Origin of the sequence: Binatus sp. (SeqCode) (assembly GCF_035272065.1) — a bacterium.
In the GTDB taxonomy this organism is placed as follows: Bacteria; Desulfobacterota; Binatia; order Binatales; family Binataceae; genus Binatus.
On record NZ_DATEQZ010000094.1, the window covers coordinates 1 to 13,073 of the forward strand.

16 protein-coding genes are annotated in these 13,073 nt (G+C 61.0%); 14 read left to right on the plus strand and 2 right to left on the minus strand.

Features of this window, described 5'->3' with window-relative positions; all coding sequences use genetic code 11:
- The first annotated feature begins 317 nt into the window (after nucleotides 1-317).
- Genes hemL through VJX68_RS16250 form a run of 6 tightly spaced genes read left to right on the plus strand, consistent with a single transcriptional unit; the run spans nucleotide 318 to nucleotide 3,721 of the window.
- Nucleotides 318-1,619, plus strand: a complete 1,302-nt coding sequence (hemL, locus tag VJX68_RS16225) for a glutamate-1-semialdehyde 2,1-aminomutase (protein WP_324096763.1) — start codon at nucleotides 318-320, stop codon at nucleotides 1,617-1,619.
- A gap of 13 nt (nucleotides 1,620-1,632) precedes the next feature.
- Nucleotides 1,633-1,845, plus strand: coding sequence for an AtpZ/AtpI family protein (locus VJX68_RS16230; protein ID WP_324096764.1), 213 nt, complete (start codon nucleotides 1,633-1,635; stop codon nucleotides 1,843-1,845).
- Between the two features lie 48 nt (nucleotides 1,846-1,893).
- Complete coding sequence (locus tag VJX68_RS16235; RefSeq protein ID WP_324096765.1) at nucleotides 1,894-2,163, plus strand: DUF2277 domain-containing protein; 270 nt, start codon at nucleotides 1,894-1,896, stop codon at nucleotides 2,161-2,163.
- Nucleotides 2,163-2,555: a hypothetical protein gene (locus VJX68_RS16240; protein WP_324096766.1), complete on the plus strand. Its 393-nt coding sequence runs from the start codon at nucleotides 2,163-2,165 to the stop codon at nucleotides 2,553-2,555. Before VJX68_RS16235 ends, VJX68_RS16240 begins: the two co-directional genes overlap by 1 nt.
- 24 nt (nucleotides 2,556-2,579) lie before the next feature.
- Nucleotides 2,580-3,272 carry a F0F1 ATP synthase subunit A gene (atpB, locus tag VJX68_RS16245; RefSeq protein ID WP_324096767.1) on the plus strand — a complete coding sequence of 231 codons (693 nt, stop codon included), beginning with the start codon at nucleotides 2,580-2,582 and terminating at the stop codon, nucleotides 3,270-3,272.
- A 59-nt stretch (nucleotides 3,273-3,331) separates the two neighbouring features.
- A complete protein-coding gene (locus tag VJX68_RS16250; RefSeq protein ID WP_324096768.1) occupies nucleotides 3,332-3,721 on the plus strand; it encodes an ATP synthase F0 subunit C in 390 nt (129 codons plus the stop codon).
- A 78-nt stretch (nucleotides 3,722-3,799) separates the two neighbouring features.
- On the opposite strand, the gene mnmE is transcribed toward VJX68_RS16250, so the two are convergent.
- Nucleotides 3,800-5,266, minus strand: coding sequence for a tRNA uridine-5-carboxymethylaminomethyl(34) synthesis GTPase MnmE (mnmE, locus tag VJX68_RS16255; RefSeq protein WP_324096769.1), 1,467 nt, complete (start codon nucleotides 5,264-5,266; stop codon nucleotides 3,800-3,802).
- Between the two features lie 235 nt (nucleotides 5,267-5,501).
- On the opposite strand from mnmE, the gene VJX68_RS16260 reads away from it, so the two are divergent.
- The 6 genes from VJX68_RS16260 (at nucleotide 5,502) to jag (ending at nucleotide 9,505) form a co-directional block, all read left to right on the plus strand.
- Nucleotides 5,502-5,768: a hypothetical protein gene (locus VJX68_RS16260; protein ID WP_324096770.1), complete on the plus strand. Its 267-nt coding sequence runs from the start codon at nucleotides 5,502-5,504 to the stop codon at nucleotides 5,766-5,768.
- 201 nt (nucleotides 5,769-5,969) lie between these two features.
- A complete protein-coding gene (gene rpmH, locus VJX68_RS16265) occupies nucleotides 5,970-6,128 on the plus strand; it encodes a 50S ribosomal protein L34 (protein ID WP_324096771.1) in 159 nt (52 codons plus the stop codon).
- Between the two features lie 6 nt (nucleotides 6,129-6,134).
- Complete coding sequence (gene rnpA, locus VJX68_RS16270) at nucleotides 6,135-6,509, plus strand: ribonuclease P protein component (protein WP_324096772.1); 375 nt, start codon at nucleotides 6,135-6,137, stop codon at nucleotides 6,507-6,509.
- Nucleotides 6,509-6,799 carry a membrane protein insertion efficiency factor YidD gene (gene yidD, locus VJX68_RS16275; RefSeq protein ID WP_324096773.1) on the plus strand — a complete coding sequence of 97 codons (291 nt, stop codon included), beginning with the start codon at nucleotides 6,509-6,511 and terminating at the stop codon, nucleotides 6,797-6,799. The genes rnpA and yidD overlap by 1 nt, the downstream gene beginning before the upstream one ends.
- A gap of 9 nt (nucleotides 6,800-6,808) precedes the next feature.
- Entirely contained in the window at nucleotides 6,809-8,521 is a 1,713-nt protein-coding gene (gene yidC, locus VJX68_RS16280; protein WP_324096774.1) for a membrane protein insertase YidC, read from the plus strand.
- A 6-nt stretch (nucleotides 8,522-8,527) separates the two neighbouring features.
- Nucleotides 8,528-9,505, plus strand: coding sequence for an RNA-binding cell elongation regulator Jag/EloR (jag, locus tag VJX68_RS16285; RefSeq protein WP_324096775.1), 978 nt, complete (start codon nucleotides 8,528-8,530; stop codon nucleotides 9,503-9,505).
- Nucleotides 9,506-9,605: 100 nt separating this feature from the next.
- Here jag and VJX68_RS16290 read toward each other — a convergent pair whose 3' ends face one another.
- Entirely contained in the window at nucleotides 9,606-10,919 is a 1,314-nt protein-coding gene (locus VJX68_RS16290; protein WP_324096776.1) for a DUF1329 domain-containing protein, read from the minus strand.
- Between the two features lie 334 nt (nucleotides 10,920-11,253).
- Here VJX68_RS16290 and VJX68_RS16295 point away from each other — a divergent pair, with 334 nt between their 5' ends.
- Together VJX68_RS16295 and VJX68_RS16300 are read left to right on the plus strand one after the other, a co-directional pair.
- Nucleotides 11,254-12,510, plus strand: coding sequence for a pilus assembly protein TadG-related protein (locus VJX68_RS16295; protein ID WP_324096777.1), 1,257 nt, complete (start codon nucleotides 11,254-11,256; stop codon nucleotides 12,508-12,510).
- Nucleotides 12,511-12,529: 19 nt separating this feature from the next.
- Nucleotides 12,530-12,961 carry a TadE/TadG family type IV pilus assembly protein gene (locus VJX68_RS16300; protein ID WP_324096778.1) on the plus strand — a complete coding sequence of 144 codons (432 nt, stop codon included), beginning with the start codon at nucleotides 12,530-12,532 and terminating at the stop codon, nucleotides 12,959-12,961.
- The last annotated feature ends 112 nt before the right edge of the window (nucleotides 12,962-13,073 follow it).

A 13,073-nucleotide genomic window follows, 5' to 3' on the forward strand; every position in this document is an offset into this window, starting at 1 on the left:
GTGGTTCTTGCAAGTAGGAAGTTTGCGGCCAAGGGAACGTGATAAACTTATTTCGCGATGAGGACAAGCGCGGAAAAAAATTTGTCGCGAAGCGCGCGAATCGTAAAGGAAATTTCGCGCGCGAGTGATCGCGCACAACGAACGCGAAATTTAGCGTCGATCTTACGATCGCGCAAAGCTGCTCTGGAAGCCATCGCACGCGATCTCAATTTTTCGCGTCGCGCCGCAATTTTGTCTCCGGCTGACCGCGCGGAGTCAAATTTTTCTTCGCGATCAAAAATTTTTTTTCGATCGCACGCGATCTTCACGGAATTACGATGACCTCACGCAAAAAATCAGATGAACTCTTCCACCGCGCCAGTGTTAAAATTCCTGGTGCGGTGAATTCTCCCGTCCGCGCGTGGAAAGCCGTCGGCGCTGCACCAATTTTCATAGAAAGTGGCAGCGGTGCAACAATCACTGACTCCGATGGAAATATTTTTCTCGACTACGTGTGCTCCTACGGCCCCGCGATCCTGGGACATGCTCATCCGCGCGTCATTCAAGCGATTGCCGAGCAGGCACGACTCGGCCTCGGCTTCGGCGCACCGACACGACTGGAGGTCGAGCTCGCGGAATTGATCTCGTCGGCGATCGAATGCGCGCAAAAGGTACGGCTCGTCAGCTCGGGAACCGAAGCTGGCCTCACCGCGCTCAGGCTCGCGCGCGCGGCCACCGGGCGCCCAAACATAATCAAGTTTGACGGATGCTATCACGGGCATAGCGACTCGATGCTGGTGCGTGCCGGCTCGGGCGCTATGACTCTTGGTCAACCCGACAGCGGCGGCGTTCCCTCGGCGGTCGCCGCGATGACGATGGTTGCGCGATATAACTCGATTGAGACAGTCGAAGGTTTATTTCGCGCCGCGCCCGAAAAAATCGCCGCCGTAATCGTCGAGCCGGTCGCCGCCAACATGGGCGTGGTAATTCCTGACCCCGGCTCGCTGAAAGCTCTTGCTGAAATCGCGCACGCCAACGGCGCGCTTCTAATCTGTGACGAAGTTATATCCGGGTTTCGACTCTGCTTCGGCTCCGTCGCCGAAAGCATGGGCATCGCGCCCGACCTCATCATGCTCGGAAAAATAATTGGCGGCGGGATGCCGGTCGGCGCCGTCGCCGGCCCGGCGCGGATCATGGACTTGCTCGCGCCGGTCGGTCCGGTCTACCAGGCGGGCACGTTGTCGGGAAATCCGCTTTCTGTTCGCGCCGGCCTCGAGACGCTTCGTATCCTGAAGGAGAGCAATCTGTACTCCGCACTCGACGCCGCCGGCGCCCGCCTTCAAGCCGGACTCCGCGACGCTCTCAAGAAAACCGGTCAGCCGGGATGCGTCAATCGCGCGGGATCGCTGCTGACGATGTTCCTCGGTCCCGAGCGTGTGCGCGACGCCGACGAAGCTCGCACCTCCAACTCGGTCAGTTTCGCCAAATTTTTCCACGCGATGCTGGCTAGCGGCATAAACATCCCGCCGTCGCAGTTCGAGGCGATGTTTCTTTCGACGGCTCACGCCAACGCCGACATCGACCGCACGATCGCCGCCGCTAGCGATTCCTTGCACGCCCTCACTACGGGTAAATCCTGAAAAAACGATGGCGATGAGCCCCGGCAGAATGATCCGTTTCGCCGCGATCGGCTTCGAGTTCGCGTGGCCGATGATCGCCGGCGCGTTACTAGGGCATTATCTCGATCTCTATTTCCACACCGACCCGTGGCTGACGCTCGTGATGTTCCTGCTGGGAGTCTTCATTGGCTTCTACCGGCTGATCCAGGAACTCGCCCTCTTCCAACGCGAGAACCGCGAGTCTTGATTGCCGCTCGGAGAGTTCTCAATATCTCGACAGATCGAGGTCTATCCAATGTGCAGGAATATAAAGACGCTTTACAATTTTGAGCCTCCCGTCACCGACGAGGAGATTCGCGCCGCCTCGCTTCAGTTCGTGCGCAAAATCTCCGGCTTCAACAAACCATCGAAGGCCAACGAAGGCCCGTTCATGGCCGCAATCGATGAAATAGCCGGGGCCTCGGCACGTCTGCTTCGCTCGCTGGAGACCAACGCACCCTCGCGCAATCGCGAAGAAGAAGCCGCCAAGGCGAAAGCTCGCGCAGCGGAAAGATTCGGCGCCTGATGACCTTCTCGTGGTCAATCCCGACGATTGCGTCGATCCAGCGCACCAACTTCATCCTCGTGGTTGTCAGCTCAGCGATTCTCGCTTTGTTCGCCTCCGCGCCCGTGGCCGTAGGATGCATGCTCGGCGGCAGCGTCGTAATCGCCAATCTGTGGATACTGTCTGCGCTCGGCGGTCTGCTGCTCGCCGCGTCTCGCGCTGGAGTTTCAGCCGCCGCCGCCAAGTTGGGCGCTCTCGCGATTCCGCTGAAGTTGTTCATCATCATCGGCCTCGTCTATCTCGTTTTCACTCGCACGCGCGTTGACGGGATGGGCTTCGGCTTCGGCGTCTTGACTCAGATGGCCGCTATCATTATTGAAACCACGCGTGCTTCGCTCCGCGGCGCCAGCTAAAATCGCCTCGTCGGAGAATTTCAATTGCAGAAGTCGGTAAATTTCCTCGAATTGCTCGGCGGCGGCAGGATTCCCGAGGTGTTGCTCGGCACCTGGATCGTGATGGGCATCCTGATCGTCTTTGGATTTATCGCGCGCGCCTCGATTGCGGGCGCCGCCGACCCGGTAATCCCCGACGAAGGTATTAGCATCCGCTCGATCTCCGAGATGATCGTCGAATGGCTCGACGGTTTCGTCAGTGAAGTCACCGAGATGCACGGGTCGCGCGCGATGGTCCCGTTTTTCGGCTCCATCTTCATGTTCATCCTGTTCGCCAACTTCTTCGGCTTGATTCCCGGGATGGAACCTCCTACCGCCGATTCCGACCTCACCTTCGCGCTCGGCGCCATCTGCTTCGGCTACTTCATCTACCAGGGCTTCGCATCGAACGGCGTCAGGTATCTGAAGAGTTTTCTCGGACCGTATCTGCCGCTCGCGGTCCTGATGCTTCCGATCGAACTGGTCGACAACTTGGTCCGTCCGTTTTCGCTCGGCATTCGTCTCTACGCCAATATGTTTGCCGACCATACCGTGCTCAGCATTTTCACGGGGCTGACCCGGTTGATCGTACCGCTTGCGTTCTACGCCCTAGGCTCGATCGTCTGCGTAATCCAGGCGATTATCTTCGTCGTTCTTTCGATGAGTTACGTTCGAATGGCCGCGAGCCACGATCATTAGAAAGGAATTTTTCGTGCCAAGGGATTCCGTCCGGAATTCGAGGTGGTAGAGGAAGAGAGGTGGCCGGCCGCGGCACCCGGGGCGCGCGAAACAGAAGGAGGATCGAAATGTTACAACATAGGATTGGTACCATAGTGACGGTGGCCGGCATAGCCATCCTCGCGTCACCGCTGCTTGCGATGGCGCAGGAAACGGCAGGTGCCGCAGGCGGGGGCGCACCGCTTCGCGCAGGCCTGATCGCGATCGCCGCCAACATCGGCATCGGAATCGCCGCATTCGGCAGCGCGCTTGGCCAGGGCCGCATGGCGGCCTCGGCGATGGAATCGATCGGCCGCAACCCCAACAGCGCCGGCGCGATCTTCGTGCCGATGATCATCGGCCTCGCGTTCATCGAAGCGCTGACCCTGTACGCGCTCGTGATCGCATTCTTCCTGCAGGCGAAGATCTAACGATCACGCGCCGCCAGATGTCTTGATGACAGCGGGGCCCATTCGGGCCCCGTTTCTTTTTGCCGATTCTGTTGTCTGCTACTTGCCGATACAAAAGTCGCGAAAGATTGCGTCGAGCACGTCCTCGCCGCTGACTTCCCCGGTGATCGATCCGAGCGCCGATGCCGCCGCCATTATATCGACGGCGACTATTTCCGGCGGCATCAGCGAAAGCGCGGACGTGCGGGCGTTCTTGAGCGCCGCCAGCGCCATCGCGAGCGCGTCACGATGCCGTTCGCGCGAGATCGCAATTTGATTACCGGCTGAAGCTGCGGTGGCTGCTTCTGATCCCTCGCCCGTTACGTTACGGGAAAGGTTAGGTGAGGGTTCTGGGCCTACACCCACCAGCGAGGAACCAGAAATCAGAGCGACGATTTCTTTGCTCAGCTCAGCGCGCAGTGTCGTGCCCTCGTCCAGGTTAATCGCGGAGAACGGCAAGATCGGAAGGCCCAACCCGCGCTCGCGCAGGTCAGCCGCCGAAATTGCGGCTGGCAGATCGCGCTTGTTCAGTATCGCGAGCCCCGGGCGGCCGGCCGTCAACCGAATCACGTCGAGGTCCGCCGATTCGAGCGGCCGCGACGAGTCGAACATCGCGATCAGCAGGTCTGCGTCTCGCGCCGAGCGGATCGTGCGCTCAATCCCGATTCTCTCCACGTCGTCAGTCGATTCGCGTACGCCCGCGGTGTCATTGAGGACCAGCGCATACGGCCCGAGTTGCACCGAGTCCTCGATCACGTCACGCGTGGTGCCCGCGATTGCAGTAACGATCGCGCGGTCGCTGCCCAGCAGCAAATTTAGAAGGCTCGATTTGCCGGCGTTGGGCTTGCCGACGATCGTCGCGCGCACCCCGTCGCGCATCAGCAGCCCGCGCGCAAAGCTGTCGTGCAATACGGCCACGTCGGCGATCAGGCGCTCGATTTCCGCAGCGACCTCGCGCCGCGACGGCAGGCGGATGTCTTCGTCCGAGAAATCGATTTCGACTTCCAAATGCGCGCGAATCGCGATGACCTGTGCGCGCAATTCTGCCACGCGTGCCGAAAGCGCTCCCGAGAGTTGCTCGATCGCAATCGCCAGTGCTGAATCGCTACGCGCTGCGACAATATCGGCAACGGCCTCGGCCTCCGCCAAATCAATCCGGCCGTTCAGAAACGCACGGCGTGTGAATTCCCCCGGCTTGGCAATGCGTGCGCCTGCGCTGACGGCAAGCGCAACGATGCGCCTGACCACAAAAGGACCGCCGTGGCATTGGATTTCCGCGACGTCCTCGCCGGTCAGGCTTGCCGGACGCGGCATCACTACCGCCAGCGCGCGATCGATACGAGCGCCGGTCGCGGGATCGACAACGTCGCCCAGCCGCATCATCCGTGGCGTTAGTTCAGCGAAATGCGCAGGACGAAAGATCGCACCCAGGATTTCCAATGCGCGCGGCCCAGACAGCCGCACGATCGCCACCGCGCCGATTCCCGGCGCAGTAGCAGGCGCGACGATCGTGTCAGAGGCGTACATAGCAAGAAGGAACTTGATTGTACGTGAAACCCGCCGTCGGTTTCACGCTTCCGTGGCCCGGGGGTGACCCCGCACCGCCTGCAATCCTGACCTTCAATTGGTGCTCCCACGTTCGTCGGGGGAGGCTGGCGCTCGTCCGCGCGCGGCGGGTGGGGGACCTTAGGTTCTAAATTTTGTGTCCGCCCAGACTGGACCTTCCTTGCGGGCGGGCCTGAATACCGCGATAAGCGATCTTATGAGGCCCGGACCTGTCGCATCGCTCGTGTTGGCGGGCTGGATCCTGCTCGCGCCTTCAATCGACTGCGCGCGGCGGGGGTTGCAGCGCGAGACTCCCCTGTCGGAGTGGGAGCACGTCGATCATTTCTCATCGCAGGAGAGCTGCGAGAGTTATCGTGCGACCGTCATCGAAGCGGAGAAAGCCGATAGCGGTAACGTTTATGTCGATCGGTATTCGTACTCTATTTGCGTACAGGACGACGATTCCCGGTTGAAAGCAGAGTAGTGCAAATCGCCGTATGCCGCCGCGCATCTGGCCCAAGCCGCTTGCTCAATGGCGCGCGGTATGGTTCGATTGCGTGTTCGGGGTCGTTCGAACCTATTCCACCTGAAAAAGATCAAGCCGGTACGAAGATACCCGACCTACTAACCGACCGGATCGGTCGAAATGCAAACCGAGTGAAGGCCGGCCGCGAGCCACCGAGCAATGAAAAGGACCTACCAACCTCACAACCGCCGTCGCAAACGAACTCATGGATTCCTGGCGCGGATGGCCACGCCGGGCGGACGCAAGGTGCTCAAGCGCCGCCGCGCCAAGGGCCGCGCGCGCCTCGCAATCTCGATCCCGCCCAAGCAGCCGGGCTAACCTCCAGTGCGCGCGCAATTGAGCTTCGCCGCCGCCGACCGGCTGCATCGAAGCGCCGAATTTTTGCGCCTCCAGCGAAACGGCGTGCGCTTCCAGAGCCCCCACTTCGTGCTCTATGCCGGCAGTCTCGACGCCGACCCCGCTCGCTCGCGGTTGGGCGTGACGGTATCGCGCAGAATCGGCAATGCGGTTGCGCGCAACCGGATGAAGCGCCGCGTGCGCGAATTTTTTAGAAAGGAGATGCGTGCGCAGCTGCCATCAGGGACGTCGCTCGTAGTGATCGCGCGCGGCGGCGCGGCTGCGCTCGAATCGTCGGCTATCAGCAGTGAACTTACAATGGCGGCGCGTAATCTGAGCGGCCGAATCGCGGGGCGTAGCTGATGGCACTTGCTCGTACAGCAGGTCGATTGAAGGCGTCTCCTCAACTCGTCGCGGTCGGTGCGGTTTCGATTTATCGCACCGCGATCTCGCCGGTGCTCCATGCGCTCAACGGCCCGGCCTGCCGCTTCGAGCCGAGTTGCTCTGTCTACGCCGGCGATGCGATCGCGAAATACGGGATTATTCGCGGCGGCGCGATGGCGCTGTGGCGAATCGCGCGATGCAACCCGCTCGGCGGGCATGGCTACGATCCGGTGCGGGTGCGAGCGGACGAGCGAAGAGGCGGGGAATAAGGAACCAAGTTGGATTCTAGTCGAGTACTGCTTGCGGTCATTCTGTCCATCATCCTGGTCGTTGCCTACCAGGAGCTGGTACTGAAGCGATTTTTTCCCGCCCCTACGCAACAGCAGCAGGCTGCCGAGCAGGCCAAGGCGGCGAAAGCTGCGCAGGGACAGGCGCTCGGCGTTGGACAGGCGACCGCATTGCCGGGGACTCCCGGCGCGTTGGCTCCTGGAGCTGTAGGCACGGCTGCATCCACTGGGCAGCCGTCCACTGCGATGACGCCTTCGATGGCGTTGGTGCCTGAGAGGACTGTCGAGGTGGATTCCGACTTTTACGTTGCCGTGTTCACGACTCGTGGCGCGCGGCTGAAAAGTTTCCTCCTGAATCGCTACCGGCAGGCTGCCGCCAAGGACAGCCCGCCCTACGAGATGGTGCAAGTCCAGCCGGGCGGCCATCTGCCGCTCGGTGCCGTGATGACGCGCGACGGGAATGTCTTCGACGACTCCGATCTCAGTTACGACACGACCGCTCCCGCAAAAATTCAGCCGGCTCTCGGAGCGGCCGCGACCGCGACCTTTGTCGCCAAGACCGCGGACGGCGCCACCATCACCAAGACCTTCACCTTCAAGCCGTCCAGCTACCTGTTTTCGATGGACGTTGCGGTAGCGGGCGGCCCTGCGCTGAGTCAGCTTGGCGTATCGATGAGCCAGCCGCTGACGGCTCATCAGGGGTTCCGCGATATCCCTGAGTTGCAGGCCGACGTTTCCGACAAAGTGATCACCGAGAACCAGAAGAACTTGCAGAAGGGAGTGCCGCCGGTGACGGGGCCGATCACGTACGCGGGCTTCGGCGATCGCTATTTCCTGGCGGTTTTTTTGCCGCAGGCGCCGACGGCAGGCGAGCTGGCGATGGCTTACGCGGGCGACGAGGCGATCGCGCAGCTGTTGTTCGACGGCGCATCGCAGATTCATAGCGAAATCTACATGGGGCCGAAGCTGCTGGAGACGCTGGAAGCGGTGAATCCGGCGCTGCACAAGGCGATCGATTTCGGCTTCTTCGGAATCCTGGCGCTGATTTTTCTGCGCACGCTGAAGTTATTTCATTACATCGCTCCCAACTACGGCGTCGACATTATTTTACTGACGGTGTCGATCCGGATCGCGTTCCTGCCGCTATCGATCAGAAGTCAGCGCTCAATGATGAAGATGCAGCGCCTGCAACCGCAGATTCAACGGCTGCGCGACAAACTCAAGGACAACAACGAGCAGTTGCAGAAGGAGATGGTGGATCTCTATAAGCGCAATCACGTCAACCCGCTCGGCGGGTGCGCCCCGATGGCGCTGCAGTTGCCGATTTTCATCGGGCTGTACGAGGCGCTGCTGAATTCGGTCGAGCTGCGCCACGCGCCGTTCCTCGGCTGGATCAACGACCTTTCCACGCCCGACTGCTTGCACGTGCCGGGCCTGCCACAACTGCCGCTGATGAATTGCCACGGTCTGCCGGTGCTGGTGCTGCTGATGGGCGTGACCAGCTTTTTACAGCAATACATGACGCCGACCACGCCTGATCCGAATCAGCAGCGGATGATGATGCTGACGCCGCTGATCTTCACGGTCATGTTCATAAACTTTCCGGCCGGACTGGCTTTGTACTATTTTTCGTCCAACCTGCTGGGCGTGATCCAGCAATACTTTCTCAACCGCGAATTCCAACAATACACTCCTGCGACATGAGCAAAGATGGACTCGATAGAAATCACGGGCATCTCGGTGGAAGAGGCAGTCAAGGAAGCGCTCGAACAGCTTGGCCTGCGCGAGGACGAAGTCGCGATCGAAGTGCTCGCAACGCCGCGCGCGGGCGTGCTTGGACTGGGCGCGCGCAATGCGCGGGTGCGAGTAACGCGCAAGAGCGCGCAAGCGGGGTCGAATCCGCAACCTGCGCCAGCACCGCAAGCGCGCAAAGAGGGCGCGTCTGACGGAAATCGGCGCGAGCGCGAGAATCAGCGTCGAGGCCGCAACGACAGCGGAGCGCGCAGAGAGAATCCAGTTGCCAGCGACGACGAGGGCGGCGTAGCGGGGCGCAAAAGCGTCGGCGTCGAGGAGCAGCGCCGCGAAGCGACGGTTATCCTCCAGCAGATTCTCGAGCAGATGGGCGAGCGGACCGACGTCCGCCAAATCGAAGTGGACGCGGAGACGGTCGAGCTCGAAATCAAGGGCGACGGCTCGGGAATCCTCATCGGACGCCATGGCCAGACTCTCGACGCGCTCGAGTACATCGTGAACCGCATTCTGGCGCGTCGAATCAAGGACGCGGCGCCGATTTCACTTGAGACCGAATCGTATCGCGCGCGCCGCCGCCAGCAGTTGCATCGGATGGCGCTGTCGATGGGCGAGAAGGCCAAGCGCGAGCACAAGCCGGTGCGACTCGAGCCGATGGTCCCGCGCGATCGCCGCGTCGTCCATCTGGCGCTCAAAGACGATCCGATGCTCACGACGCGCTCGGCGGGCGATGGTCAGTTGCGCTCGATCGAGATAGTGCCGGCCGACAGCGCGGCGCGGCGCGAGCCGCGCGGAGAGGCTCAGCCTCGCGGACGCCGCCGTGAACCTGATCGCGACCCCCAACGCGAGCGCGAGACCCAGCGCATAGAGCCCGAGCGCGGCAACGAAGCACTCGGCGAGCAAGGCGGCTTCAAGCACGGCCAGAAGCGAATTGTGTAGCCTTTCGCAGCAACTCGCTCCGGAGAAGAAAGACAACGGGCGCGGTGATTGATCACCGCGCCCGCTTTGTTGCAGACAGTTGCCGCTTGACGCTGGCGCCTTAGAACGATGCCGCGCGGAACATCGCGTCGGTGGTGAAGAAGCTGCGATCTACCGCTCCCATGTTGATGTACCAGCATTCACGCTCTGGCGTTTCGAGTCCGGGCAGATAGCACATCGTAGCGAGGCCCGACTGCACGTCGGTGGAGACCGCGCCTACGACGAATGATCGCTTGAACGGATAGATTGCGACCTTGGCGTCGGGCACTGGGCGATCGCGAGTCGCCAGCCAGTAGATGTGCGAGCGGAAGAGATGGCCGGCGCGGTCGTATGTGTCGATGTAGGGCTCAAACCACATTTCGCTGTCCATGAAGATGACGGTGCGCGAGTCCAGCGCGTTGACGCGCGAGCGGTCGGGCAGCGCTTGGACGATGTACATGTGGCGCATCTCCCACGCCTCGGGGCATGCGCTGGCGCCGCCATCAGTGGGGCATCGCTGTTCCGGAGAATGTTCCGCGTGGATCGTCGCGAGCATGTTTTTCTCGCCGAGGAATTTGTAGAAATACTGTTCGGTCTTCGGATTGAAGCCCGAGTAATGATCGGGATCCCACGCGTGAGCCGAGGTTCCGCTGGTCGTGGACGAGCTCATGATCGACTCGTTGACGCGGCGGATGCGGCGTGAACCGGAATTAAGGCTCCAGATGTCGTCGCCACGTTTTGGATCGGCGTAACGCCACCGGATGAATCCGGTTCCTCGAATTTCCTGCGGAGAAAGAATCGGGTACAGGCCGAACAGCCAGTAACGGCCGGTGGTCTTGAAATCCGGATCCGTCGGCAGAGGCTCCACTTCGGTACGGCCGACCAGATCGTAGCCGGCGTAATGTCCGATTTGGAAATACTCGACCTGGCTGGTCTGCGCGCCCTTCTTCTCGTACTCGGAATCGCAGTCGTAGAATCGCAGATCGTAGTCATCCGAGGTGATCGGGCGGAAGACGTTGTTCCAGATGATCTTGACGGCGACGTCGGGGTCGTTGGCATCGATCAACGGGAACGGCTGACCCGCGACAAAGCCGACCACCGACCTTTTGTCCTGCGAAAGACGAACCTGCGAGGAATACTTCTCGGTCGCATCCTTGTATGGAGGCGGCCAATCGACGCGCTGCGTAGGCACGATCTTCATCGTCATGCCGCGCTCGACCTTGTAGTAGACACCAGGGCCCACGAGGTCTCTAACTTTCTCCGCATTCTCAGGCGTGATGAAGTCACCCGGCTTGACCTGCGCGTAACTCGGAGGGCAGAACACTCCAGTCGCGAGCAGTACAGTTGTCACCAAGATCGTCGAGATCCATGACGATACACTCTCCAACCTTCGCATAATGACCTCCTGGATTAGCAGCCGCGGCGAAGATACCGCGCTTTCACTAATAAGCCACATTAAAATTTACTGAACGAGTCGTCAAGAATAATTCATCTATTCATCCGCCCAAGACAAGATTTACCCTCGTTACGTCATATGATGTTTCAGTCTGACTAATGACGATTATTGCTTCTTCAACTGCTCCAGAGCCGGACACCCCGCACTCACCTTGAGACAGTTTGCCGCCCGCACTGTCGCGTTGGGAGGACTAATCCAATGGCACGGGCGGTGCTCTGTACGTTTGAGCGAAAAGTTGATGATGACCAATGTTCAGAAAACGCCTCGCAAAGCGGTGAGTCGAGTTACGAACAAAATCGTCAATTTGGCGGCGAGCGGGAGCGGCCAGGTCGTGATGCTGATCTGCGTTTCGCTGATCGCGCTCATGGGCATGATCGCCGTCGTCACCGATTTCAGCTTCATGCAACATCAACGCAACATGATGCAGACCGCGGCCGACAGCGCGGCGATGGCCGGCGCCGAGGAATTGAATTACGGCGACGTGGTCGCCGCAGGCAAAGCGGACGCCGCCACCAACGGATACACCGACGGCGCCGGCAGCGTCACCGTGGCGATGAACAATCCGCCGAGCACCGGACCGAACGCCTCGAACAGCGCCTACGTCGAAGCTATCGTCACCAAGCCCGAGCCGACTTACTTTCTGCGCGTGCTCGGAGTCAGCACGATGACCGTGTCGGCGCGCGCCGTCGCCTACGAGAGCCACGGCCCCAACTGCATCTACGTGCTCGATCCCTCGGCCTCAGGCGCGCTGTCGACCAATGGCAACGCCAACGTACAGAGCGGCTGCGGCCTGATGGTGGACTCGAGCTCCTCCAGCGGTATCACTGCTGTCGGCAGCGTGACGATTAACGCGCCGACTATCGGGGTCGTGGGCAATTACACCACCAGTGGCGGCGCCATCCTTACGCCGACGCCGAAGACCGGGGTGATTGCCGCGACCGATCCGCTGGCCTACGTGGCCGCGCCGACCGTCGGCTCATGCGCCCACACCAGGTTTTCGCTGAACGGAACCACCGGGAGCCCCGGCAGTCCCTACCAGCTTTACCCCGGCACCTATTGCGGCGGTATAAGCGTAACGGGGAATTCCTGGTTGCATTTCAACCCGGGAACTTACGTTCTCGCTGGTGGCGGAATGTCGATAAACGCCAACGCGGTGATGACCGGCGCCGGAATCACCTTTTACAACACAACCGGCACCGGTGGTTACGGCGCAATTACTCTCAACGGCAATTCGCAGTCGAATTTCAGTGCGCCGACCTCGGGCCCGCTCGCGGGAATCCTGTTCTTTCAGGATCGCTCGATCCCGACCACCGCTGCAGGCAGCACGATCAGCGGGAATTCGAGCTCGACTTTCGACGGCTCGGTGTACTTTCCAACGACGCAGCTTACCTTCAACGGCAACAGCAGCGCCAACGGCTACAGCATCGTCGTCGCGAACCAATTGGTAGTCAGCGGCAACTCCTCCATCGGCAGCAACTATTCCTCGTTGGCGGGCGGCTCACCTATTAGAGGAACAATCCTCGCCGAATGACCACCCGGCGCACATCAAGTTGGACCCGCTCGCATCGCGGCTGCGGTCAGGCCTCGGTCGAGCTCGCCTGCCGCTGCTGCTGATGATGTTCCTCGTCGTCGTCGAAACGGGTCGCGTGTTCTACATCGCGATTTCGCTCGCCAACGCGGCCCGCGCCGGCGTTCAATACGGCTCGCAGAATCTCTCGACCGCCGCCGACAACGCCGGGATGCAGGCTGCCGCGACCAACGACGCGCCCAATCTCGTCGCTATGACCGCCACCGCGACTCACTTCTGCGTATGCTCCGACGGCAGCGCCTCGACTTGCCTCGAGACCGATTGCGCCGGTAGCCATCGCCTGCTCTACACCCAGGTCAACACCAGCGCGTCATATACGCCACTCGTCAATTTCATGGGCATCCTGCCGTCGATGACGGTGCCCGGCAAAGCCGTTATGCGCGTCGTCCAGTAGTCAGATGGACGCAGGCCGCATCAAGCTGTGGCGCCGGCGGTGGCGCGCTACGCTTCGTCGCTCGCATCCCGGCCAAGCGATGGCCGAGTTCGCGCTGGTGCTGACGCCGTGC

Coding starts and splice junctions, on each gene's coding strand:
- yidD (WP_324096773.1), top strand. CDS start 6,509: ATGGCACTTGCTCGTACAGCAGGTCGATTGAAGGCGTCTCCTCAACTC.
- jag (WP_324096775.1), top strand. CDS start 8,528: ATGGACTCGATAGAAATCACGGGCATCTCGGTGGAAGAGGCAGTCAAG.
- rpmH (WP_324096771.1), top strand. CDS start 5,970: ATGAAAAGGACCTACCAACCTCACAACCGCCGTCGCAAACGAACTCAT.
- VJX68_RS16240 (WP_324096766.1), top strand. CDS start 2,163: ATGACCTTCTCGTGGTCAATCCCGACGATTGCGTCGATCCAGCGCACC.
- VJX68_RS16230 (WP_324096764.1), top strand. CDS start 1,633: ATGAGCCCCGGCAGAATGATCCGTTTCGCCGCGATCGGCTTCGAGTTC.
- mnmE (WP_324096769.1), bottom strand. CDS start 5,266: ATGTACGCCTCTGACACGATCGTCGCGCCTGCTACTGCGCCGGGAATC.
- VJX68_RS16290 (WP_324096776.1), bottom strand. CDS start 10,919: ATGCGAAGGTTGGAGAGTGTATCGTCATGGATCTCGACGATCTTGGTG.
- hemL (WP_324096763.1), top strand. CDS start 318: ATGACCTCACGCAAAAAATCAGATGAACTCTTCCACCGCGCCAGTGTT.
- VJX68_RS16260 (WP_324096770.1), top strand. CDS start 5,502: ATGAGGCCCGGACCTGTCGCATCGCTCGTGTTGGCGGGCTGGATCCTG.
- VJX68_RS16235 (WP_324096765.1), top strand. CDS start 1,894: ATGTGCAGGAATATAAAGACGCTTTACAATTTTGAGCCTCCCGTCACC.